The sequence below is a fragment of the Acinetobacter sp. BEC1-S18-ESBL-01 genome, assembly GCF_014169935.1.
Taxonomy (GTDB): domain Bacteria; phylum Pseudomonadota; class Gammaproteobacteria; order Pseudomonadales; family Moraxellaceae; genus Acinetobacter; species Acinetobacter pittii.
Genome location: NZ_AP022302.1, coordinates 3,155,434 through 3,179,059, shown reverse-complemented (window position 1 = coordinate 3,179,059; position 23,626 = coordinate 3,155,434). Strand labels below are relative to the sequence as shown.

The following is a 23,626-nucleotide window of genomic DNA, read 5'->3' as shown; positions in this document are numbered from 1 at the left end:
AGTAGTAGTTGTTTTAAGCGCTAATTTTTGCAGGTTCAGCAATCGCGTCAGTATTTTTCTGTTTAGAACCGCGGCATAGATACAAGCTTGAGATGAGGCTACAGACCGCAGCAAGCATGAGCCAGAAAGCAGGGGTACTTGGGTTGCCTGTGTTTTCGACAAGGAAGGTACAAGCCATTGGTGTCATACCACCAAAAATAGCGGCTGCAAGACTGAACGCTAAAGAGAAACCAACTGTACGCACACGTTTTGGCATCACTTCTGCAAGGGTTGCGACCATGGTTCCGTTGTACATACCAAAGAAGAACGAGAAGTAAGCAAGCGTAATTAGAAGGTTTGAGAAGCTAATGTTGCTCACTAACCAATTTAAAACTGGATAACTTGTAAAGAGAGCAAGTGTAGTAATACCGACTAGTACTGGACGGCGACCAATTTTGTCTGAAAGCAAACCACCCATTGGTAACCAGAAGAAATTAGACAAACCAACAAACACGGTTGCTAAAAGACTGTCTGTTACTGACATTTCTAAAGTACGTTTTGCATACACTGTGGTGTAAACCGTAATGAAATAGAACGTGGTCGTCGTCATCGCACTCATCATCATACCTGCAAGTACAATGCGCCAGTTGCTTGCCAGTGTGCTGAAAATTTCTTTTGTTGAAGGATGAGTCTTTTGCGATTTAAAGTCTTCAGTTTCCTCTAAAGTACGACGGAACAAGAAGATTAAAGGAATAATCAAACAACCGATTAAGAACGGAATACGCCAGCCCCATTCACCCACTTGAGCAGTAGTTAAGATGGTGTTGAGCCAGTAGCCAAGTAATGCAGCAAATACAACAGCAACTTGTTGGCTGCCAGACTGCCAGCTTGTGATAAATCCACGATTTTTATCCGTTGCAATTTCTGCTAGATAAATAGAAACACCGCCAGATTCAACACCTGCCGAGAAGCCTTGTAATAGACGTCCAATCACCACCAAAATCGGCGCAATAATACCTATAGTTTCATAACCCGGTACAAAGGTAATTAAGATGGTTCCGATGGCCATAAGGCTTAAAGTAACAATGAGACCTTTGCGTCGACCAACTCTGTCGACATAAGCGCCCAAGAAAATAGCGCCGAGAGGACGCATAAGAAAGCCCGCAGCAAACACAGTAAATGTCATCATTAAAGAGACATATTCATTTTCAGAGTGGAAAAATTTTGCTGCGATATAAGTGGCATAGAAACCAAAAAGAAAAAAGTCGTACTGCTCTAAAAAGTTGCCACTCGTTACATTTAATATTTTTTTAAAAGTAGCCCTACGGTTATTCACGACATCCATTGGAGACCTCCTTGGCCTGACAAAATGGAAACATTCACGATTTTCGAGGCTGGACCTAAATTGATTCAATCAATAAATCTAAAGAGCAAATGGGTTAGAGATGAGATTTAGCGAGGTCCTTTGCAGAAAATGTGATGCCTTGTTTCCAGTTCAAACTACACATCTATATTTCGATAAGCGGAAAACCACTTATCATTCGGACGAAAATGTAATCTCAAAAAGCAGGAGGGAGTGAGAGGGCAAAATTAATTAGGTATTTAATAAAATTAATGACTCTTTATAAAATAATTTCCGAACATGGCCAAATCTGGTTTTGAATCAAATCTTTCACACAGGCCTTAATGGCTGACTTTGCGGCAAGTGCTGCAGGTGATAATTCTTCTTCGGCAAGGCTTACCAAGTAATTGATTCGTTCAACTTCAGGGTCTACTAACTTGAGTAATTGAAGCTTATGTTTGTACTCTTGTAGACAAGCGCTACCTGGGCGGACGCTGGCAAGGTCGAGGTGAATTAGACTGTCCATGAGTAAGTGTAGGCCATCAATTTCATAGACGACATTAAGCTGACCAATCTTGTGCTCAAGCAACTTTCTTAAGCTATGGCGCTGACGTGGTAGTACTAAAGGAAGGTCTCCAATTTGTTGAGACTGAATCACACCACTTTTGATGCAATCGGCAAGACCATATTCTTCTAGAACTTCCTTTCGTGCCATTAAATACATTTGCTCGCGTACCAAGGGTTGAATCGACCACTGTTTATCAATTTCATTGGTAAAAATAATGGCGATATCGAGCTGACGCGAGTTAATAGACTGAATTAGATTACCCGATAGTGTTTCCACAATCTCTAAACGAATATCTGGGTAACGTTCAGACATTAGTTTCATTAAAGGGATACCAATCAAAGCAGTAATCGTCGGTGGAAAGCCAAGGCTGACATGTCCAGACAGTCGTGCAGAATGAGCAGCATCTACCGCGAAGTTCACTTGACGTAAAATAAGTTGAGAATGTTTTAAAAAGGCGAGACCTGCTGGAGTGGGGGTTACACCAAAGGCATTACGCTGTAATAGGCGAATGCTTAGCTCTTGTTCTAATTTACTAATTTGCTGGCTAATAGCAGAAGCACCCACATCGAGTTTTTGGGCAGCTTTACCAATACTACCTGCTTCAACCACAGTCAAAAAATACTTTATTTGTTTGATTTCCATAATAAATGTGTTCGCTCATCATCCTTGATTTAATTTATACAGATATGAAGGATTGGGAAATCTATCATGTGCTTTAATATTAACAGCAATCCATTAAAAAGATCTTTAATTTGATATTCTAAAAATAATAAAAACGATCTTTTTCAACTTTAATATTAAAATTTCTCCTCTAACTTTTATTTATTATTACGATAAATTTACCCTTAAATTTTCAGTCTCTCCCATGCTCTTTTATTAGACTTTTAACCTATTTAATTTTACTAATGCCCCCTTTAATTTATTGGTATCACGATGTTTTCTTGATCTGTGCTTTAATCTTTTCAAATGAAAAAAAGGAGCACATTAAATGCATGATGCATTAGAAAATATGATGGATTTTCAAATTATGAAGAAGAGTAACTGATTCAATAACTATTGGAAAAATATATGAGTATTTAGCTCATTTGATCAGAAGGGAAGATTGGGTAAATAGGTTTATTTTTTTAAATATTAACGTTACCCATAGCATGGATATGCAAAAGACAACTCAATAGATTACGTTTTTACTATCTTATTGTTATTCATCAGTATTATTTAACCGTAGCATTTTTAGATATTTCTGCAAAGGTTTTAATTCTCATTATAGATCTGGTGATTGTCCTAACTTTCCCTCTACTTAGCTATTTCTTTCAGTCGATTGATTCGTAATTTTTTTAGTAACGCTGCATTACTGAAATTCGCTGTGAAAAGCGCATTTCAAACATAAGACCAAAACTAAAAACCAATAAGCATGATCGTGCCAAGGAGGTCGATTATGGAGATTGGTAAAAATCAAAATATGAATAGAGCAAAACGTTATAAGGATGTATGTAACATGAAAAATTTAACTTTACTCGCATTAACATGCGTCAGTGTGACAATGGCTGGGTGTGGTTCAGGAAATGCTTCTAAAGAGGCGGGTCAGCCAAAACGTCCGGAATGTATAGCACCAGCCAAGCCGGGTGGCGGGTTTGATATGACCTGTAAATTGATTCAATCTGGCTTTAAACAAACAGACCAGCTCAAAGATCCAATACGCGTAACCTATATGCCGGGTGGGGTAGGTGCCGTAGCCTATAACAAAATCGTAAACAGTGACCCTGCGAATAATAATGCCGTGGTTGCATTTTCCACTGGTTCACTCTTGAACTTAGCACAAGGAAAATTCGGACACTTCACTGAAAAAGATGTGAAATGGTTGTCTGGCGTCGCCGTCGATTATGGTCTGGTTTCGGTACATAAAGACTCACCATTGAAAAACCTTGATGACTTGATGAAAGCACTCAGAGAAAACCCAAAAGCACTTAGCTTTGGTGGTGCCGGAAGTGTGGGCGGTCAAGACTGGATGCAAACAGCAATGTTGGCAAAAAAAGCAGGTATTAGTCCTGCCGATTTAAGATTTGTTGCACTTGAAGGCGGTGGGGAAGTGCTGACTTCATTACTGGGACAGCATATTCAAGTTGGGGTAGGCAATATTAGTGAAGTCAGTTCATACCTAGAGTCTGGTGATATTCGGGTATTGGCAGTTTTTGCTAACAAGCGTTTAGACGGGAAGTTCTCAAAATTACCTACTGCAAAAGAGCAAGGCTATGACATTGAGTGGCCGGTGATCCGTGGTTTCTATATGGGGCCAAAGGTCAGTGATGAAGCTTATGGTTGGTGGAAAAATGCCTTCGATAAAATGATGGCTAACCAGAAATTTGACGCAGTCCGTGAAAATCAGGATCTACTCCCATTTCAGCTGACAGGTGAAGAACTCAAAGCTTATGTTTATAAACAGACCGCGGAAATGCGGCAGTTATCGCAAGAATATAAATTATCACAATAACAAATCGGCTGGGTTGAGAAACTATTTTCAGCTCAGTTTTTTTCTGAGGATAGATGATGAAATCTGAACGGATTCTTACCGCCATTATTACGGTTTGTGGGTTATTTTTGTTGATTTATGCGAGCAATTTTGAAGCCCCAATTTCCTACGATCCAGTGGGCCCTAAAGCTTTTCCTATTTTATTAATGGGCTTAATTACAGCGAGTGCAGCGTATCTCACTATTCGACCGGCCATTATGTTTGAACCCGTGGAATTGGGATGGACAAAACATCTAGTCGTTAAGTTAGTGTTGTGTGTGGTGGCTTTAACGCTATATGCATTAGTTTTTGAATGGCTCGGCTTTATTGTTGCAACCCTGTTGATGACCATTGCAGTGGGCAAACTTTTCCATGGCAAAACCATACCGGTTTTGGTGACAGGTTTGGTACTTAGTATGAGTACCTACTATATGTTTGACCGTTTCTTGGATGTGCCGTTACCACTTGGATTTTTTGGTTAAGGATGACCCGCTATGGATGTATTAAGTTTTTTAATGATGGGTTTTGAGGTTGCTTTACAACCACAGAATCTTTTAATTGCTTTGATTGGCGCATTTATTGGAACGATTGTTGGCTTATTACCGGGGTTAGGTCCAATTAATGGTGTGGCAATTTTATTGCCGTTTGCTTACGCTTTGGGTTTACCCGTAGATAGTGCCTTGATTTTATTGGCAGCAGTTTATTTGGGCTGTGAATATGGCGGACGTATTTCAGCGATTCTGTTAAACGTACCCGGAGATGCTGGAGCCATTATGACCACGTTAGATGGTTATCCATTGGCACAGCAAGGTAAGGCAGGAATCGCATTGTCTTTGTCATCGGTTAGTTCCTTTGTTGGAAGTACGGTTGCCTTTATTGGGATTGTGCTGTTTGCTCCTATATTGGCGAAATGGGCAATTGCGTTTGGTCCCGCTGAATATTTTGCTCTGATGGTCTTTGCAATTGTTTGTTTAACTGGTCTGGTTAGTACGCAGCCTTTTAAAACTTTAATTATGGCACTCATGGGCCTAGCACTTTCAACTGTAGGGATGGATGCAATTACAGGTGTATATCGCTTTACCTTTAACAGTGTGGGTTTAAGTGACGGTATTGCTTTTACTACTTTGGTTATTGGCTTATTTAGTGTAAGCGAAATCCTATTAATGCTCGAACGTACGACAATTGGTCAAGTTGCTTTAAAACAAGGAAAGCGTTCTCTTTTTAATCTTAAAGAGTTCTTTTTCTCGTTGGTTGCTATTATCCGCAGTTCAGTGATTGGTTTCTTCTTGGGTATTCTTCCAGGAGCAGGCGCAACCGTTGCAAGTGCAATGGCCTATACCACTGAGCGAAAAATGGCAAAGGATAGTAGCAAGTTTGGTAAAGGTGATTTACGTGGGCTTGCTGCACCAGAAAGTGCGAATAACGCAGCCGCTTGTGGTTCATTTGTTCCCATGTTGACACTAGGTGTACCGGGCTCGGGGACGACTGCGGTCATGATGGGCGCGTTGCTTATGTACAACATCGCACCAGGTCCGCAGTTATTTGTTCAGCAACCTGTATTGGTGTGGTCGCTGATTGCATCGCTTATGGTGGGTAATATCATTCTGTTGGTATTGAACTTGCCATTGGTAGGCTTCTTTGCCCGCATGCTGAGTATTCCTAATTACATTCTGATTCCGATCATCGCAAGTGTGAGTTTTGTTGGTGTATATGCTATTCATAGCAATATCTTTGACTTGTTGTTATGTATGGGCTTGGGTGTATGTGGATATATTCTCAGAAAATTTGATTTCCCATTGGCACCGCTGATTCTTGGTTTTGTACTTGGCGAATTAATGGAATCGAATCTGCGCCGTGCACTTTCAATTTCTCAAGGGGAACTTAATGTCTTATGGAGCAGTAACATTAGTATAGGACTTTGGATCATGTCAGGATTATTATTGATCTTGCCAATCGTTCGTAAATACTTGTTTATCAAAAAGCAACAAGCTTAATAGGACAGCAATAATAGTCAGCATTGGTTGGCTATTATTGCTCTGAATTATGGAAAAAATAAGCTCAAATCTCAAAGGATTAGCAATTGCTCTGGTCGGAGCTTTAATTGCCAAATACTTGCATATTCCCTTGCCTTGGTTGCTTGGACCTTTATTGACGGCCTTATTGTTCGGTAGTGTTGGTCATCCACTTGCCTGTGATCCCCAGTGGCGACGCATAGGGCAGGTTATTATTGGTATGGCTTTAGGCCTATACTTTTCACCAGCTTTGGTACAGGCAGTGGCAGCATATTGGGGCTTTATCCTCATAGGTTTGGCATGGTCACTTGTGTTGGGTACGTTGCTGGCTGGATTGCAATATCGAGTTAATGCCTTGGATTGGGCAACTGCATGGTTTTCTTCTGCGATTGGTAGCGCTAGTGAAATGGTGAATATTGCAGAACGATATCAAGCTCAAGTCGATAAAGTCGTTGCTGCCCATAGTTTGAGAATTGTGATTTTGGTTGTCCTGGTTCCAATTTTTATGGAGCTTTATTTTCATGTTCAATGGACTGGTTTAAAGATACCAGTGTCGGATCAATTTAGCTTTTTTCAGGTTGTATTACTGTTTTGTCTGGCTCTGTTTGTGGGTAAGGTTTTTCAATTTTTTAATCTTTTGAATGCTTGGATTTTGGGGCCACTCGCCATTATTGGGTTATTGTCATTTTGTGGAATACTTCAGATGAAATTGCCTGAATGGTTTACTGCCTTTGGTCAAGTCTGTATTGGCTGGTCATTAGGTAGCAAATTTCCATTTAGCTTTTTAAGGAAAAATAAAAAATTTATTGGAATCACACTGATATTCAATTTACTGGCTTTAGCGTTATCGATCAGCGTTGCTTTATTACTGGTTAATTTAAGTCATACAGAAAAACAAATCTTGATTTTAGGCCTTTCACCCGGAGGCATCGCAGAAATGTCACTGATGGCTAAAGCTCTCGGACTCGCAGTACCCATCGTCGTTTCCTTTCAACTCTCAAGATTAATTTTCGTAATTCTCACTACACGCTTTTTTTATCAATACAGTCTGCAATTGTTTTTTAAATCTAAAAAGTAAGACCTCTTAGACGACTGAAGAGAACGTTTAGGTGGAGGAATATCTATGGTTAGTGTCTACATGGTTAAGTCATGTAATGTCTTAATCTATTGAACAAAATAAGCTAAAGCGATGCTCTGTATTTATTATCGCTTTAGCAATCAAGTACCTCTACTGAAACTTAGTAAAAAGCAAAATCACGCCTAATACACATAAAATAGAGCCAATCACTTTATTAATCTGTACTTGCTTGGCTAACATTTTCTGTCTCAGTAGCATGGATGAGAACAGCACCGCCACCAGTGAAAACCATACAAAATGGGCAAAATACATAAAAAAGCCATAAACCAAAAGAATCGATTTAGGCGTAGTTAAGCTCACAATTTGCGTATAAGTGCTAATCACAAATAGTGTGGTTTTAGGGTTGAGGGCGTTGGTAAAAAAGCCGTATTTTATGGCTTGCAAAGTACCTAAAGAAGTTAAAGCCGCAGTGTCTAAAACTGGTTTTTGAGTAAAAGTTTTATAGCCAATATAGATTAGGTAAAGCGCGCCAATATACTTAACAATATTCAAAATTTGTGGCGTATAAGTCATCACAAAGGCAACGGCTACAAGTGTATAGGTTACATGTATCAACACGCCAAGCGATATTCCCAGTGAAGTGAACACACCTATTTTTCTGCCGTACAAGTAACTATTTTTGGTCACAATCGCGAAGTCAGCGCCGGGGCTAACCACCGCCAAAATCGTAATGAGAATAACCGCAATAAACTCTGCCATTATCTTGTGCCCTCACTAAAAATGAGGGGGTTGATCAGTACTTTTTGGAATGTATTTGAGAGGGGAACTGTTTTGCTTAAAGCTGTTATTCTTTTTGTGAGAAAGATTGGGGCTTTACATTTTTGAAGATAGATATAGATATCTAATATATTTTTCATCATCTAAAATAGGTTTTAAGAAAGATGATTTTTATTTTGAACAGAAACCTAAAAATAAAAATCAATAAAAACGACTACACATCTATGAGTTTTTGGAATGATTGAAAGAATATCGCTGAATTCACTAAAATTTTTCTATTTTGTGGCGAAGTATGGCAGCGTCACGTTAGCTGCAAAGAAATTATTTGTGACGCAAAGTGCAGTCAGTAAACAGATTTATAATTTAGAAGAAGCTTTAAATACGACTTTATTCGACCGAAAAAATAAAACACTTGTGATGACCGAACAGGGTGAAACTTTATTGAGTTGTTGCCATCAGGTGTTTGGTCAACTCGATGAATGTTTAATAGAGCTAAGCCAACCTAAAACTCACAGCAAACAACTGGTCTTGTCGTGTGAACCGACTCTTTCTATGAAATGGCTCATTCCACGATTATTAAAATTTAAAAAACTTGGTCATGATTTTGAGATTGTGTTACTTACCGCAGGCGGCGTGGTCGATTTTGAAAAAGATAATATTGATATCGCAATTCGCAGAAATGATTTTGATTGGGGAGAGCATATCTATAGTGAAAAAATTGCCGATGAATATATCGCTCTCGTTCAAGCAACCAAGCCATCGGAAACCAAGGACGTACTCATTTCGACCTCTAGACCGAATTTTTTCAAAAGTATGAGCCGCATTGCTGAGTTAAAGCAGAGTTTAAAAGGCTACACGAAAGTTGAACTCGAACATTTTTATCTATGTTTAGAAGGTTGTTTAGCGGGACTCGGAGCTACAGTCATCTCAATTTATATGATCGAAAAAGAGCTTGAGTGGAATTTACTGAAAAAAATTTCACCTGTTGTGCAAGATAATTCAGCCTATTTTTTACTTTCTCATGGCGCTTTTGAGGAAGATTCACGTAAAACCATATTTTTAGAATGGCTAAAAACAGAGATGAATGAGAGTCAGTACATATTACTTTAAGTTGATTCTTTTAAAATTGAATTTTTCTTAATAAGTTTCTGAAAATAATGATAAATATTTTAATTTATTAAAGCGCTGCTTGAGCGCCGTATATTGAATTTCTCCTGTCTAACATTCTCTAAGATGAAAAATATTTAACTTCATACTTATTTATTAAATCCTAAACATGAATTTCACTCAGTTTGTAATGAGACTAAATCATTTTTATTCATGTTCTGATTGCGGTATAAATCTATTCATGCTCTGAAGCGCTCCAGTAATTCACTTTGATAAGACCATAAGGCACAAATCTGACAAGTCTGGAAAAGTTTAGAAAGAGCAAAAAGTTTTTATTTAGGTTTTATCTCAGAAATTAGGGTACTGATCACAATGAGTAAAGAATTTACATTTACGATTAAGAGTATTTGTTTCGATGAGAACTATCGTCCAGCAGACAATACACGTATTACAACCAACTTTGCTAACTTGGCAAGAGGGATGAGCCGCGAAGAGAATTTGCGCAATACATTGCAGATGATCGACAATCGTTTCAATGCCTTAGCTCATTGGGACAACCCTAAAGGTGACCGCTATGGCGTTGAACTTGAAATCATTTCAGTTGAAATGAACATTGATGCCGAAAACCGTACTAGCGGGCTTCCTCTCATCGAAATATTGAAAACCAATATTGTTGATAAGAAAACCAATGAACGCATCGAAGGTATTGTAGGCAACAACTTCTCGTCTTATGTACGTGACTATGACTTTAGTGTGCTGTTGTTAGATCACAACAAAAACAAGTCGACTTTTAGCACGCCAGAAAAGTTTGGTGAATTGCACGGTAACTTGTTTAAGAGCTTTATTAACTCTGAAACTTACAAAGCCAACTTTAAAAAGGCACCTGTGATTTGCTTAAGCGTTTCGACGACTAAAGAGTACCACCGTACTGAAAACGAACATCCAGTTTTAGGTGTTGAATACAAGCAAGAAGATTATTCATTAACTGATGAATATTTCCAAAAAATGGGCTTAAAAGTTCGCTACTTCATGCCGCCAAATAGCGTTGCGCCGTTAGCGTTCTATTTTACAGGCGATTTGTTGAGTGATTACACCAACCTTGAGTTGATTAGTACCATTAGTACGATGGAAACGTTCCAAAAGATTTACCGTCCTGAAATTTACAACGCAAATTCAGTGGCTGGAAAATCTTATCAACCAAGCTTGAAACACGAAGATTATTCACTTACTCGAATTGTGTATGACCGTGAAGAACGTAGCCGTTTGGCTATTGAGCAGGGGAAGTTTGTTGAAGAGCAATTTATCAAACCATACCAAGCGATTCTTGAGCAGTGGTCTGCTAATTACGCTCCTAATTAATCAACATACGGGTCATTGATCATGAAAAAATTATTACCAACTTCAACTGCTGGCAGCTTACCAAAACCGTCTTGGCTTGCAGAACCTGAAAAGCTTTGGTCACCTTGGAAACTCGAAAACGAAGGCTTAGTTGAAGGTAAAAAAGACGCGTTACGTTTGGCATTGCACGAACAACAACTTGCTGGCATCGACATTGTGAGCGATGGCGAACAAACTCGCCAACACTTTGTGACGACATTTATTGAACACTTAAATGGCGTAGATTTTGAGAAGCGCGAAACAGTTCGTATTCGTGACCGTTACGATGCAAGCGTACCGTCTGTAGTTGGTGCGGTGTCTCGTCAAAAGCCTGTGTTTGTTGAAGATGCGAAGTTTTTACGTCAGCAAACCAATCAGCCAATTAAATGGGCGTTACCTGGCCCAATGACCATGATTGATACGCTTTACGATGGCCACTACAAGAGCCGTGAAAAACTTGCTTGGGAATTTGCAAAAATCTTAAACCAAGAAGCGCGTGAGTTAGAAGCTGCTGGTGTAGACATTATTCAGTTTGACGAACCTGCATTTAACGTATTCTTTGACGAAGTAAATGACTGGGGCATCGCGACTTTAGAGCGTGCAATTGAAGGTTTAAAATGTGAAACTGCGGTGCACATTTGCTATGGTTACGGCATTAAAGCCAACACTGACTGGAAAAAGACATTAGGTTCAGAATGGCGTCAATACGAAGAAGCTTTCCCGAAACTTCAAACGTCTAACATTGATATCATCTCGTTAGAATGTCACAACTCACATGTGCCTATCGATTTACTCGAACTCATTCGTGGTAAAAAAGTAATGGTCGGCGCAATTGATGTTGCATCTAACCAGATTGAAACACCAGAAGAAGTGGCTAACACACTACGTAAAGCGCTTCAGTTTGTAGACTCTGACAAGCTTTACCCTTGCACAAACTGCGGCATGGCACCTCTTTCTCGTGAAGTGGCACGTGGCAAGTTAAATGCTTTAAGTGCAGGTGCAGAAATCGTTCGCCGAGAACTGACTGGTTATGATCTTACTGCTTAATATTTACCAATAAGTGGTATAAAGGGTTACTTTTTTGATGGCAGTTGATAATCAAACAAGTAACCCTCATTTTACTTACTACATGTCGTTCTACATCAGAATGCATGTCGATAAAGTACCTTCCTGATGGAGTTGAGCGGTATAGCAAACACTCAGGACAAGGTACGGTTCAATTTAGGAATAATGTCATGGTTCAAGCAACAGACTTTAGAAATGCAATGTCTTTACTCACAAGTGCAGTTAGTGTTGTGACTACGGCAGGCATGTCTGGCCGTTTTGGATTTACTGCCTCTGCTGTTTGTAGTGTGACCGACACACCTCCGACATTATTGGTGTGTATGAACCAATCTGCGAGTTCACATGCACATTTCCTAGATAACAAAATCTTAACTGTGAATGTTTTAGGCGCGCATCACGAACATATTTCAAAAGCATTTTCATCTAAGCTCACACCAGAAGAGCGCTTTAAACATGGCGCATGGATTGAGTTAGAAACGGGTTCACCTGTGTTAGATGATGCTTTGGTAAGTTTCGATTGTGAGATTGAGCAAATTCAACAAGTCGGTACACACACAATTTTTATATGTCCGATTGTAGCGATTAAACAAAGCCAACATGACCAAAGTTTGGTTTATTTTAACCGTGCTTATCACCAAGTGGGGCAGACCGAGATTGTCTAATCCCACCTGTTTTGTTGTTTCTGAAAGGATGAAATGAGGACCTAGGAACAAGCCTATTTACAAGTTGTTTCACCGGGTTCAGGCTCTCGAATTTCTAGCTTATTGTTATGTTCTACTACACAAATACGTGTATCGAAAGTTTTGTATGTATCCAAAGTAATGTCATAAACCACATTCTTTTCAAATTCTTTTAGAGGAATTTTTACACAATCTTTTTCTTCTATAGGCAGAGGGGCATTTAAATATTCTTTCTCATAAGAACTTTTAAATCCGTTTTGGTAGTCCACTTTCCCCATAAAAATCAAAAATTTCTTATCAAAAGAATAATTTGTTTTTTTAGGGTTATTGGTAAAGGCACATACATAATCTTGATGTAGCGTAACTTCTAATGGAAGAGGGCCTTGGCTACAGCCATTTAACAAACACCCAGTTGTTAATATTAAAATGGACTTTGAAGATAGTCTTATCATTTATGTTCTCGTAAAGTTCTAAAAAATATTCCAAATCAAAAAGTAAAATTCATGTGGTTTAGCTTACCGTATCTGACTCTTTTTAAAAAATAAATAAATACAATTAAATATAATATCTAAAATAATAATTAAGTTAATCTAATGAAAAATAATAAGAAATTTAAATACTTGTCATAAAAGCTACATTGACACCTCTAAACTCTCAGATTATGCTTTGCGTGCTGGCCTACATTGCCAGCCGGCTTTGACAGGCTGAATGAAAGATCGCATCAGAGTTATTCCGTCTGAGGGATAGTCTTATGCGTAAACTCCTCGTCTCCTCCCGTAGCGGTAGGACGGGAGAGGGACACCTTCGGGTGTGCTGGTTAAATCTTTCACCAGTCTGTCAACCCTCTTTCGTTCTGCCACCATACTTCCAAATGAATGCTTTGGCAGAACTCCCAAAATCAGGAGTTGGCTATGCACATCCATCATTTTTTGGTACTCCGTGCCAAAAGCTATAACGACACAGCTTAAAAATTTACAGCAGCTTGAATGCCATAAGGTTTTCAGGCTTTAAGTCATTTTTACTTAAAACTTAGCAAAACAAAACTTGAGATGTGCCAAGCACCGTCTTACGGCTTTGCTGTGCCTTTTTTTCTCCCAGAAAGGGCACAGGCTTTTTATCTCATGCAGAAACAACAAGAACTTATAACGGTAAAACTATGCCAACTTTAGAAAGATCTTCCAAAAAATTACAGGTTATTCAAACCGCCATCCAACTCTTTACGACGCATGGATTCCATAATGCAGGCGTAGACCTGATTATCAAAAAATCCAAAATTCAAAAAGCGACTTTTTATAACTACTTTCACTCGAAAGAACGCCTTGTTGAAATGTGTCTAATCTTTCAAAAAAGCCGACTCAAAGAAGAAGTTCTAGCAATTGTCTATTCACATCGCTACCCAAACGCAGCCGATAAACTCAAAGAAATTGTCCGCTTACATGTCGATGTAAATAGCCTTTACCATCTTTTGTTTAAAGCCATTTTTGAATTAAAACTGCTTTATCCACGGGCTTACCGCATGGCAGTTGAATATCGAAAATGGCTATTGAAAGAAATTTTTGATTTAGTTTTTAGTCTGGAAACTAACAAACTCAAACCCGATGCCAACATGGTTTTAAACTTAATTGATGGCTTGATGCTACAGGTTTTAAGCTCTAACAGTTTGAATGAACGGGATGTGGTGTTGGAGAGGTTTTGGGAGAGGGGATATTAGTTTTATAAACGACAATATTTGTCGTAGTGGTAAAATTTTACCTTATAAAAAAGTAACTTAATGGTAATATTGCATCAAACAAATATTGTGAAACTTAAAAAGAGAAAACAGTGACTAATCATTTAAGAATAACTATAGCAATACGAAAGGATAATGTTGAAAATTTCGGCTTATTTTATATGAAAATTTAAAGAAGGCTGGAAGATAAAAAGGCAGAATATTTTTCAATGTAAATTGAAATAATAAATTTAAAATTAAATAGTTTTATATTTCATGAAAATTTAGTTTAATTACTTTTTTATTGGGGGATTTATGAAAAACGAAATTATGAGCAAATCAGAAGTGTGGGTGATTATTGCTCTTTTTTTTGGATTGGTCAGTTATTCTATTTTTATGTTTTATCTTCTTGCTAAAAGAAGTAAAGGGATAAATTATTTTAATGACTTATATTCAGTTAATAGTTTTGTTGTTTATTTTTTATTCTTTTTTATGTTTTTTTTGTTAAATCAAATAAAGAAATATATAAGAAAAAAAGAACAACGTATTGTAAATTTTATTAGTGTTTTGGGTGCTTTTAGTACTGGAGTTTTATTGGCTTCAGGTTTTTTTACAATAGTTTTGTAATTATTTTTTTAATATTTCTATTTTAATTTAGTGGGGGGAATTAAATAACATTTTTTGTGACTTTATACTAAAAATACTTTAACTAGGGGTTTAAATGAGTTCTTCTTTAATTATACAAATTAATGAATTATATAGTAATGTTAATGATTTAAATTCAGCTATTTCACAGGGAGATGGAACAGGTATTGACCGGCAAATAGCTCAGCTTTCATTAGTTTCAACAACTTTAGGTGTTGGGATTACATTAGCAAATGCTAATAATAACTCCAATACGGCAGCAGGTTTAACTGGTTTAAAATATCAAGTTGATGCGGCCTTAACTGGTGCAGCTTTGACTCAAGCTATGATCAATATAGATCAAGGAAATTACTCTGGGGCAATTTCAAATACTCTGGCGGCAATGTCTACAGCAACAAGTCTCGCAGCTCTTGCAGTAGACAAACCTGGGTTAAGTGCGCAATTAAATGCACTTTCAGGATTTCTAGGGGTGGGTTCTAATATTGCAGAAAAAGGACCGCAAATAGCAGATGCTTTAGCTAATGCTCTTTCAGAAATACAGAAAATGCAACACGATGGAACATTCCCGGAACTAGACCCTGATTTATTGCCTGGTTTTGTTGGTGAAGTATTAGAGGATTGGTCAAAAGAGTTTTATAGCTGGTTCCCAGATGATTGGAATCCGTGGAAAAATATCGATCCAAATAGCGATGGTGTAAAGAAGTATCATATTTATGATCCAGTTGTCTTAGATCTAGATGGGGATGGTATTGAAACGATTGCTGCCAATAAATGGGCTGGTGTGTTATTCGATCATGATAATGATGGTATCCGTACATCAACAGGTTGGGTTGGTTCGGATGACGGTATCCTAGTATTGGATCGCAATGGTGATGGTGTCATTAATGATGGTAGTGAGTTATTTGGTGACAGTGTAACTTTGAAGGATGGTAGCCAAGCAACTAATGGTTATGCTGCTCTAGCTGAATTTGACAGTAATGGCGATGGTAAAGTAAATGCTGAAGATACAAACTTTGAGCAGCTTAAAGTTTGGCGTGACCTAAACCAAGATGGAGTTAGTCAGACGAATGAATTATTTGGTTTAACTGAGTTAGGGATTCAATCTTTAAATTTAAATCATACAAATACTGATACTGCGTTGGGTAATGACAACATCTTGGCTCAAACTGGAAGCTTTGAAACTCTAGATGGTCAAAGCCATATAATGGGAGACGTCAATTTTAGTTTTAATAGTATCTACAGCAGTTTTAATAACGCTATCGAACTAACAGCAGAACAACAACAAGCTGCTAATCTACAAGGTGCTGGACGTGTTCGTGATCTTAGAGAAGCTGCCGCTTTATCTCCAGAATTAGCAGAAACATTAAAAAATTATTCAAATGCAGAAACTAGATCTGAGCAGTATGATCTATTAGATCAATTGATTTTAAATTGGGCAAAAACTGATCCAGATTTTAAAGAAGCAAATGAATTGCAAATGGTATCTTGGGTTAAAACTGCTAATGAAGGTATTGCATTAACCCCGGGACAAGCATCGACAGGTACTTTGGCAGCACCATTGTCACAAGAATCGAAGATAATGTTAGATAAAATCCATTATATGCTTCCAATATTAAATGCATTTTCTGGTTCAAAATCTTCACAAATTTATTATGACAATGAAGCAGATATTAAGAATGTATTTAATACTATAAATAATGCATATATGAGTTTAAAAGAAGGGATTTATACGGGTTTACTTTATCAAACTCGCTTAGATGATTATCTGGCAGAGATTAAATTTAATTTACAAGCAACAAATCCATCTGAGTTGTTTGATTATTCCGGAATTCAGGAAAAATTAGAGCAAACTTTTATAACTAATCCGGAGAAAGCATTTACAGATTTAACTGATTTAGTAAACCATCATCCTGATGTTTTAACTAATTGGTTGCCAGAAGGAAAAATATTATTAATTCAATTCTTAAATGAAGTAATTGATCAAGGACTGTGGGACGATTTAGCATCTAAAGTTGATCTAAAAACATTAGATCAATCAGGTTTTATTATCGGAACAAAATTGGATGATACTTTAAATGGTACAGTTCAAGATGATATTTTAGTAAGTGCTTCAGGAAATGACATATTAAATGGTGCTGCTGGTTCCGATACTTTAGTTGGAGGCAGTGGTAATGACAAGCTGTATGGCGGAGATGGTGTAGATATCCTGGTTGGTGGCACGGATAATGATTACCTTGAAGGTGGATATCAAGGTGATACCTATATCTTCTCGAAAGGCCATGGACAGGACATCATTAGTGACTACAGCGCTGGTACTGCTGGTGAAGACATTATCAAGTTTACAGATGTGAAATTTGATGAAGTAAAGTTCCGGAAAGAAGGAACTGACCTGAAGTTATCTGGCTATAACGAAGGTGACGAAATCACGATTAAGGGCTTCTTTAATACCTATTATGATATTGAGAAGTTTGTCTTCTCGGACCAGACCGTTACCATGGACTATTTCCGCCAGAACGGATTGACGTTTGATGGTACGGATGCAGGTGAGACGATTACAACCTGGTCAAACAAGAGCATCGTAAAGGCTGGGGCTGGAGATGATATCGTGACTGCTTCAGGTTCTGACGATGTACTTGACGGAGGCAGTGGTAATGACAAGCTGTATGGCGGAGCTGGTGTAGATATCCTGGTTGGTGGCACGGGTAATGACTATCTTGAAGGTGGATATCAAGGTGATACCTATATCTTCTCGAAAGGCCATGGACAGGACATCATTAGTGACTACAGCGCTGGTACTGCTGGTGAAGACATTATCAAGTTTACAGATGTGAAATTTGATGAAGTAAAGTTCCGGAAAGAAGGAACTGACCTGAAGTTATCTGGCTATAACGAAGGTGACGAAATCACGATTAAGGGCTTCTTTAATACCTATTATGATATTGAGAAGTTTGTCTTCTCGGACCAGACCGTTACCATGGACTATTTCCGCCAGAACGGATTGACGTTTGATGGTACGGATGCAGGTGAGACAATTACAACCTGGTCAAACAAGAGCATCGTAAAGGCTGGGGCTGGAGACGATATCGTGACTGCTTCAGGTTCTGACGATGTACTTGACGGAGGCAGTGGTAATGACAAGCTGTATGGCGGAGCTGGTGTAGATATCCTGGTTGGTGGCACGGGTAATGACTATCTTGAAGGTGGATATCAAGGTGATACCTATATCTTCTCGAAAGGCCATGGACAGGACATCATTAGTGACTACAGCGCTGGTACTGCTGGTGAAGACATTATCAAGTTTACAGATGTGAAATTTGATGAAGTAAAGTTCCGGAAAGAAGGAACTGACCTGAAGTTATCTGGCTATAACGAAGGTGACGAAATCACGATTAAGGGCTTCTTTAATACCTATTATGATATTGAGAAGTTTGTCTTCTCGGACCAGACCGTTACCATGGACTATTTCCGCCAGAACGGATTGACGTTTGATGGTACGGATGCAGGTGAGACAATTACAACCTGGTCAAACAAGAGCATCGTAAAGGCTGGGGCTGGAGACGATATCGTGACTGCTTCAGGTTCTGACGATGTACTTGACGGAGGCAGTGGTAATGACAAGCTGTATGGCGGAGCTGGTGTAGATATCCTGGTTGGTGGCACGGGTAATGACTATCTTGAAGGTGGATATCAAGGTGATACCTATATCTTCTCGAAAGGCCATGGACAGGACATCATTAGTGACTACAGCGCTGGTACTGCTGGTGAAGACATTATCAAGTTTACAGATGTGAAATTTGATGAAGTAAAGTTCCGGAAAGAAGGAACTGACCTGAAGTTATCTGGCTATAACGAAGGTGACGAAATCACGATTAAGGGCTTCTTTAATACCTATTATGATATTGAGAAGTTTGTCTTCTCGGACCAGACCGTTACCATGGACTATTTCCGCCAGAACGGATTGACGTTTGATGGTACGGATGCAGGTGAGACAATTACAACCTGGTCAAACAAGAGCATCGTAAAGGCTGGGGCTGGAGACGATATCGTGACTGCTTCAGGTTCTGACGATGTACTTGACGGAGGCAGTGGTAATGACAAGCTGTATGGCGGAGCTGGTGTAGATATCCTGGTTGGTGGCACGGGTAATGACTATCTTGAAGGTGGATATCAAGGTGATACCTATATCTTCTCGAAAGGCCATGGACAGGACATCATTAGTGACTACAGCGCTGGTACTGCTGGTGAAGACATTATCAAGTTTACAGATGTGAAATTTGATGAAGTAAAGTTCCGGAAAGAAGGAACTGACCTGAAGTTATCTGGCTATAACGAAGGTGACGAAATCACGATTAAGGGCTTCTTTAATACCTATTATGATATTGAGAAGTTTGTCTTCTCGGACCAGACCGTTACCATGGACTATTTCCGCCAGAACGGATTGACGTTTGATGGTACGGATGCAGGTGAGACAATTACAACCTGGTCAAACAAGAGCATCGTAAAGGCTGGGGCTGGAGACGATATCGTGACTGCTTCAGGTTCTGACGATGTACTTGACGGAGGCAGTGGTAATGACAAGCTGTATGGCGGAGCTGGTGTAGATATCCTGGTTGGTGGCACGGGTAATGACTATCTTGAAGGTGGATATCAAGGTGATACCTATATCTTCTCGAAAGGCCATGGACAGGACATCATTAGTGACTACAGCGCTGGTACTGCTGGTGAAGACATTATCAAGTTTACAGATGTGAAATTTGATGAAGTAAAGTTCCGGAAAGAAGGAACTGACCTGAAGTTATCTGGCTATAACGAAGGTGACGAAATCACGATTAAGGGCTTCTTTAATACCTATTATGATATTGAGAAGTTTGTCTTCTCGGACCAGACCGTTACCATGGACTATTTCCGCCAGAACGGATTGACGTTTGATGGTACGGATGCAGGTGAGACAATTACAACCTGGTCAAACAAGAGCATCGTAAAGGCTGGGGCTGGAGACGATATCGTGACTGCTTCAGGTTCTGACGATGTACTTGACGGAGGCAGTGGTAATGACAAGCTGTATGGCGGAGCTGGTGTAGATATCCTGGTTGGTGGCACGGGTAATGACTATCTTGAAGGTGGATATCAAGGTGATACCTATATCTTCTCGAAAGGCCATGGACAGGACATCATTAGTGACTACAGCGCTGGTACTGCTGGTGAAGACATTATCAAGTTTACAGATGTGAAATTTGATGAAGTAAAGTTCCGGAAAGAAGGAACTGACCTGAAGTTATCTGGCTATAACGAAGGTGACGAAATCACGATTAAGGGCTTCTTTAATACTTATTACGACATTGAGAAGTTTACTTTCTCTGACCAGACCATAATATCTTCAGATATTCCTAAGATAGGTTTAGAGATTATTGGTACAACTGGTGATGATACATTAACAGGTAATATTGGAAAGGATATTCTAATCGGTGGTACTGGAAATGATATCTTAAATGGTGGAGATGGTAACGATCTTCTGAATGGGGGAGCAGGAAACGACACATTGAATGGTGGAATTGGTGCTGATACTGTGATTTTCAAAATTTTAGAAGGTTTGGGAAATGATGCTGTAGGTGGTAATGGTGTTGATACATGGTCAGACTTTAACATTTCTCATGGAGATAAAATCAATATTTCTGATTTAATTGTTGGTCAAGCGAGTAAAGAAAATCTCAATCAGTTTGTATCATTTGAAAAAAGTGGTTCAACAATTACGCTAAGTTTGGATAGAGACGGAAATGATGTAAATTATTCAGCTACCAAGCTATTAATTTTAAATAATCAAACAAATGTAGCTAGTTTGGATGACTTAATTAAAGCTGATGTTTTTATTGTTTAGTTTCATCAGTGATACTTCAATTTAGATCTTAAAGATTGAATAAAAAACCGCTATTAGATAGCGGTTTTTTATTCATAATTTTTATAAAGAACTTTCATACTCCAAATACCCATCTTCAATTGCTGGAATAATCTCTACAAACTCGAAGTAGGGCACTGTACAAAACTCAGAGTCTCGAATCGCATCAATCACAAAATAATAATCTTGCAGAGATATCGTCTCAAACACCGCAATATCACTCGCTTTAGTGCTAAATACTTTAATGTCATACCACCGAACTTTTACAGTTGGGTACTTTTCAAAAATAGGTTCAAGCTTTTATGTACTAAACTTAGCCCGCTTTTCACGAGCTAAAGCCACCCAAGCAGGCAAGGCTCTTAAATGAATAAAAAAGTATAGGTTTAGGGTATAATTTGAGAATATTTTAGAGGTGACAGTTCGCATTAAAACATTTATGAAATACTTCTGCTAACAATATTATTTAGATTGTTTTAATATTTAAAATAATTAATTAAAATGTAGTTTTTTTAAGCGCTTTTGTGATTTTTTTAAATGATTTTTAATTTTAATTTAATAATAATTTTATTGTTTTTTATTTGTAATTGATGTGGAGTGAGATATTTACTTATAGATTTACTATGTTAATCTATTTTGTGTTGTGGTGAGAATTATTTTATATTAATCATAATGAAAAATTTAAAAAATTCTAATCATAATAAATATCTTGCTAATTATTAAAAAGTATTATAGGAATAATATATGACAAACTTCGTTAATGTTCTAAATGAAATGAAAGAGCACTACCAAAATAATATTAATAATGGTGTGGCAATACCATATTATCCTAATTTGGTTGAAGATTCTTTAGGTTTAATGGAGGCAACGAATAAGTATCTGGTCGCTGATGATAGTGAATTAGCAGATAATTCTGTTCAAAGTAAATTGAATGATTTACAAAATCAAGCAAAGGATTTGTCTACAAATACTGCTTCAACTATCGAAGAAGAATTAAAAAAATCTGCTAAAGAGCTGAAAGATAGTGGTAATTCTGATAGTTCACACTCAAAATTTAAAGATAAACTGAATAAAATTAAAGAGGATGCTAAGAAGAAAGCAAATGATAATATTGAGAAGATTTTTGCAGAAGCAGAAAAGATTGGTAATACTTTTCCTGTAGCTCAAAACCTTATCATCGTTGCAGCACAAAAAATTAGTGATTTAATCAATGATTTATTTACTAGGTTGGTTGATTATATTGTTAAAATTGTTTCAGATATTATTGTATGGATAAAAGGTGCTTGGGATTCTATTGTTAGTACTTTCAATAATATTAAAACATGGATTTTAAATTGGTTTAAGTAAAATAGATTATTTGTAATAACACCATGACCCTGAAGTGGTAATGGTGTTGTTTTTTTGAATATTTTTTTATTTTTAGTAGATTTAATTTTATATGTTCTTACAAATTTTAAAAATTTATTGTAATTGTTTGAAATTGATATGTAATATCTGTTTTTAATTAATTAGACTAATAGAGTTTATAAAGAACCCTCATACTCCACATATCCATCTTCAATTGCAGGAATAATCTCTACAAACTCAAAGTAGGGCACTGTACAAAACTCAGAGTCTCGTATCGCATCAATCACAAAATAATAATCTTGCAAAGATGTCGTTTCAAATACAGCAATATCACTGACTTTAGTGCTAAATGCTTCAACGTCATACCATCGAACTTTTACAGTCGGGTACTTTTCAAAAATCGGTTCAAGCTTCTGTGCACTAAACTCAGCCCGCTTTTCACGAGCTAAAGCCAACCAAGCAGGCAAAGCTCTTAAATGAATAAAAAAAGTATAGGTTCTAGACATAACCACTCCATGACAGGGCCGAGTTGTAGTTCAACTGAAAAAACAGCATTTGCTTGTCATATCAACATGACTCAGTCAGTATATGAGTGATTGCTCACATTAAATACTCGCATTTCGGCCCATGTCAGAAACACTTCCAGACCCACGCAAACGCCCGCGTCAAACACGCTCAGTGGCTACCTTTGAAGCCATTTTAGAGGCGGCTGCTCGCATTTTAGAGACGTTAGGCTTTGCTGGATTTAACACAAATGCCGTGGCTGAACTTGCTGGCGTAAGCATTGGTAGCCTATATCAATACTTTCCATCTAAAGATGCTTTAATTGTCGAGTTAATTCGACGTGAGCGCGCCAAACTTTCAAGCCATATTGTTGAAGCCATACAGCAGCATGAAGCCGCAGACTTAAAAGAAAAATTAAAACTCATCATTCAGGCTGCTGTGCAACATCAATTGAGCCGTCCGCAGTTGGCACGAACTTTAGAGTTTGCTTCCGAACTGATTGGAAAAGACATTGAGGAAAGTGAGCATCAACACGAGCTTGAAACCATAATTTCTGATCTGTTTATACATTCTGGCATTTCACATGCGCAGACAGCCGCACAAGATGTGATTGCTTTAAGTAAAGGAATGATTAACGCAGCAGGCATAGTAGGGGAAAGTGATTTAAACCATTTACAGCAGCGAGTTGAAAAGGCTGTATTTGGGTATTTGGATCTGACGTAATATTATTAATTTATGAATCTGTAGATATAAAAAGGGCTGTTATTGCCATCCTTTTTCGCAAAATATATATTGTGTTTATAAAATAGATGGGGGAGTGTTTTTATTAATTTTATATGTTTTTAATCATGTGTTTTAAATTTATTTAAATTAATCATTATTGCTGCTTTTAAATAAATGATATATCTTTAATATATGATTTTTTAGATTTTATAGCCTACCACTTCCCCAAGGGGTAGGTTTTTTTTATTTAAAATTTTTACTATAGCTGTTGAGTTGTATAGTTTTATTAGGTTTTAAATGTGTGTGTTTAAAACTTAT

The 23,626-nt window shown here is 37.9% G+C and carries 18 protein-coding genes and 1 pseudogene; 13 read left to right on the top strand and 6 right to left on the bottom strand.

What is annotated here, in order from left to right:
- Window positions 1–13: 13 nt before the first annotated feature.
- Both H7R46_RS15115 and H7R46_RS15110 read right to left on the bottom strand, forming a co-directional pair.
- Complete coding sequence (locus tag H7R46_RS15115; RefSeq protein WP_005071170.1) at window positions 14–1,324, bottom strand: MFS transporter; 1,311 nt, start codon at window positions 1,322–1,324, stop codon at window positions 14–16.
- 277 nt (window positions 1,325–1,601) lie between these two features.
- Window positions 1,602–2,531 carry a LysR family transcriptional regulator gene (locus H7R46_RS15110; protein WP_005071169.1) on the bottom strand — a complete coding sequence of 310 codons (930 nt, stop codon included), beginning with the start codon at window positions 2,529–2,531 and terminating at the stop codon, window positions 1,602–1,604.
- A 793-nt stretch (window positions 2,532–3,324) separates the two neighbouring features.
- Between H7R46_RS15110 and H7R46_RS15105 the strand changes: the two genes are divergently transcribed.
- Genes H7R46_RS15105 through H7R46_RS15090 form a run of 4 tightly spaced genes read left to right on the top strand, consistent with a single transcriptional unit; the run spans window position 3,325 to window position 7,485 of the window.
- Window positions 3,325–4,377: a Bug family tripartite tricarboxylate transporter substrate binding protein gene (locus H7R46_RS15105; protein ID WP_005071167.1), complete on the top strand. Its 1,053-nt coding sequence runs from the start codon at window positions 3,325–3,327 to the stop codon at window positions 4,375–4,377.
- 53 nt (window positions 4,378–4,430) lie between these two features.
- On the top strand, window positions 4,431–4,877 hold the full coding sequence (locus H7R46_RS15100) for a tripartite tricarboxylate transporter TctB family protein (RefSeq protein ID WP_078224226.1): 447 nt from the start codon (window positions 4,431–4,433) through the stop codon (window positions 4,875–4,877).
- Between the two features lie 12 nt (window positions 4,878–4,889).
- Complete coding sequence (locus H7R46_RS15095; protein ID WP_005071163.1) at window positions 4,890–6,389, top strand: tripartite tricarboxylate transporter permease; 1,500 nt, start codon at window positions 4,890–4,892, stop codon at window positions 6,387–6,389.
- 49 nt (window positions 6,390–6,438) lie between these two features.
- A complete protein-coding gene (locus tag H7R46_RS15090) occupies window positions 6,439–7,485 on the top strand; it encodes an AbrB family transcriptional regulator (protein ID WP_005071162.1) in 1,047 nt (348 codons plus the stop codon).
- A 150-nt stretch (window positions 7,486–7,635) separates the two neighbouring features.
- Here H7R46_RS15090 and H7R46_RS15085 read toward each other — a convergent pair whose 3' ends face one another.
- Window positions 7,636–8,244: a LysE family translocator gene (locus H7R46_RS15085; RefSeq protein ID WP_005071159.1), complete on the bottom strand. Its 609-nt coding sequence runs from the start codon at window positions 8,242–8,244 to the stop codon at window positions 7,636–7,638.
- Window positions 8,245–8,499: 255 nt separating this feature from the next.
- On the opposite strand from H7R46_RS15085, the gene H7R46_RS15080 reads away from it, so the two are divergent.
- From H7R46_RS15080 to H7R46_RS15065, 4 genes are all read left to right on the top strand, one after another.
- Window positions 8,500–9,372, top strand: coding sequence for a LysR family transcriptional regulator (locus H7R46_RS15080; RefSeq protein WP_005071157.1), 873 nt, complete (start codon window positions 8,500–8,502; stop codon window positions 9,370–9,372).
- 369 nt (window positions 9,373–9,741) lie between these two features.
- A complete protein-coding gene (locus H7R46_RS15075; protein WP_000031350.1) occupies window positions 9,742–10,728 on the top strand; it encodes a DUF1852 domain-containing protein in 987 nt (328 codons plus the stop codon).
- Window positions 10,729–10,749: 21 nt separating this feature from the next.
- Window positions 10,750–11,793 carry a methionine synthase gene (locus tag H7R46_RS15070; RefSeq protein ID WP_000735359.1) on the top strand — a complete coding sequence of 348 codons (1,044 nt, stop codon included), beginning with the start codon at window positions 10,750–10,752 and terminating at the stop codon, window positions 11,791–11,793.
- 188 nt (window positions 11,794–11,981) lie between these two features.
- Window positions 11,982–12,473 (top strand): flavin reductase, encoded by a 492-nt coding sequence (locus H7R46_RS15065; protein WP_000249487.1) that lies wholly within the window; start codon window positions 11,982–11,984, stop codon window positions 12,471–12,473.
- A 53-nt stretch (window positions 12,474–12,526) separates the two neighbouring features.
- Here H7R46_RS15065 and H7R46_RS19520 read toward each other — a convergent pair whose 3' ends face one another.
- Window positions 12,527–12,943 carry an NF045616 family extracytoplasmic (lipo)protein gene (locus H7R46_RS19520; RefSeq protein WP_005071152.1) on the bottom strand — a complete coding sequence of 139 codons (417 nt, stop codon included), beginning with the start codon at window positions 12,941–12,943 and terminating at the stop codon, window positions 12,527–12,529.
- A gap of 704 nt (window positions 12,944–13,647) precedes the next feature.
- Here H7R46_RS19520 and H7R46_RS15050 point away from each other — a divergent pair.
- The 3 genes from H7R46_RS15050 to H7R46_RS15040 all read left to right on the top strand — a co-directional run bounded on the left by H7R46_RS15050 (window position 13,648) and on the right by H7R46_RS15040 (window position 20,719).
- Complete coding sequence (locus H7R46_RS15050) at window positions 13,648–14,202, top strand: TetR/AcrR family transcriptional regulator (RefSeq protein ID WP_005071151.1); 555 nt, start codon at window positions 13,648–13,650, stop codon at window positions 14,200–14,202.
- Between the two features lie 312 nt (window positions 14,203–14,514).
- Window positions 14,515–14,826, top strand: coding sequence for a hypothetical protein (locus H7R46_RS15045; RefSeq protein ID WP_005071149.1), 312 nt, complete (start codon window positions 14,515–14,517; stop codon window positions 14,824–14,826).
- A gap of 94 nt (window positions 14,827–14,920) precedes the next feature.
- Window positions 14,921–20,719, top strand: coding sequence for a calcium-binding protein (locus H7R46_RS15040; RefSeq protein WP_182924221.1), 5,799 nt, complete (start codon window positions 14,921–14,923; stop codon window positions 20,717–20,719).
- An 81-nt stretch (window positions 20,720–20,800) separates the two neighbouring features.
- Here the strand turns inward: H7R46_RS15040 and H7R46_RS15035 are convergent.
- Window positions 20,801–21,163, bottom strand: a pseudogene (locus H7R46_RS15035) (darcynin family protein).
- 315 nt (window positions 21,164–21,478) lie between these two features.
- Between H7R46_RS15035 and H7R46_RS15030 the strand changes: the two are divergent.
- Entirely contained in the window at window positions 21,479–22,081 is a 603-nt protein-coding gene (locus H7R46_RS15030) for a hypothetical protein (protein ID WP_005071143.1), read from the top strand.
- A 176-nt stretch (window positions 22,082–22,257) separates the two neighbouring features.
- On the opposite strand, the gene H7R46_RS15025 is transcribed toward H7R46_RS15030, so the two are convergent.
- Entirely contained in the window at window positions 22,258–22,587 is a 330-nt protein-coding gene (locus tag H7R46_RS15025; protein ID WP_005071141.1) for a darcynin family protein, read from the bottom strand.
- Between the two features lie 121 nt (window positions 22,588–22,708).
- Here H7R46_RS15025 and H7R46_RS15020 point away from each other — a divergent pair, with 121 nt between their 5' ends.
- Entirely contained in the window at window positions 22,709–23,308 is a 600-nt protein-coding gene (locus H7R46_RS15020; protein ID WP_005071138.1) for a TetR/AcrR family transcriptional regulator, read from the top strand.
- Window positions 23,309–23,626: the final 318 nt, after the last annotated feature.

Excerpts from the sequence above, each read along its gene's own strand:
- H7R46_RS15090 (WP_005071162.1), top strand. The coding sequence starts at position 6,439 with ATGGAAAAAATAAGCTCAAATCTCAAAGGATTAGCAATTGCTCTGGTC.
- H7R46_RS15065 (WP_000249487.1), top strand. The coding sequence starts at position 11,982 with ATGGTTCAAGCAACAGACTTTAGAAATGCAATGTCTTTACTCACAAGT.
- H7R46_RS15070 (WP_000735359.1), top strand. The coding sequence starts at position 10,750 with ATGAAAAAATTATTACCAACTTCAACTGCTGGCAGCTTACCAAAACCG.
- H7R46_RS15075 (WP_000031350.1), top strand. The coding sequence starts at position 9,742 with ATGAGTAAAGAATTTACATTTACGATTAAGAGTATTTGTTTCGATGAG.
- H7R46_RS15020 (WP_005071138.1), top strand. The coding sequence starts at position 22,709 with ATGTCAGAAACACTTCCAGACCCACGCAAACGCCCGCGTCAAACACGC.
- H7R46_RS15095 (WP_005071163.1), top strand. The coding sequence starts at position 4,890 with ATGGATGTATTAAGTTTTTTAATGATGGGTTTTGAGGTTGCTTTACAA.
- H7R46_RS15085 (WP_005071159.1), bottom strand. The coding sequence starts at position 8,244 with ATGGCAGAGTTTATTGCGGTTATTCTCATTACGATTTTGGCGGTGGTT.
- H7R46_RS15105 (WP_005071167.1), top strand. The coding sequence starts at position 3,325 with ATGGAGATTGGTAAAAATCAAAATATGAATAGAGCAAAACGTTATAAG.
- H7R46_RS15025 (WP_005071141.1), bottom strand. The coding sequence starts at position 22,587 with ATGTCTAGAACCTATACTTTTTTTATTCATTTAAGAGCTTTGCCTGCT.
- H7R46_RS15030 (WP_005071143.1), top strand. The coding sequence starts at position 21,479 with ATGACAAACTTCGTTAATGTTCTAAATGAAATGAAAGAGCACTACCAA.
- H7R46_RS15045 (WP_005071149.1), top strand. The coding sequence starts at position 14,515 with ATGAAAAACGAAATTATGAGCAAATCAGAAGTGTGGGTGATTATTGCT.
- H7R46_RS15110 (WP_005071169.1), bottom strand. The coding sequence starts at position 2,531 with ATGGAAATCAAACAAATAAAGTATTTTTTGACTGTGGTTGAAGCAGGT.
- H7R46_RS15050 (WP_005071151.1), top strand. The coding sequence starts at position 13,648 with ATGCCAACTTTAGAAAGATCTTCCAAAAAATTACAGGTTATTCAAACC.
- H7R46_RS19520 (WP_005071152.1), bottom strand. The coding sequence starts at position 12,943 with ATGATAAGACTATCTTCAAAGTCCATTTTAATATTAACAACTGGGTGT.
- H7R46_RS15080 (WP_005071157.1), top strand. The coding sequence starts at position 8,500 with ATGATTGAAAGAATATCGCTGAATTCACTAAAATTTTTCTATTTTGTG.
- H7R46_RS15040 (WP_182924221.1), top strand. The coding sequence starts at position 14,921 with ATGAGTTCTTCTTTAATTATACAAATTAATGAATTATATAGTAATGTT.
- H7R46_RS15115 (WP_005071170.1), bottom strand. The coding sequence starts at position 1,324 with ATGGATGTCGTGAATAACCGTAGGGCTACTTTTAAAAAAATATTAAAT.
- H7R46_RS15100 (WP_078224226.1), top strand. The coding sequence starts at position 4,431 with ATGATGAAATCTGAACGGATTCTTACCGCCATTATTACGGTTTGTGGG.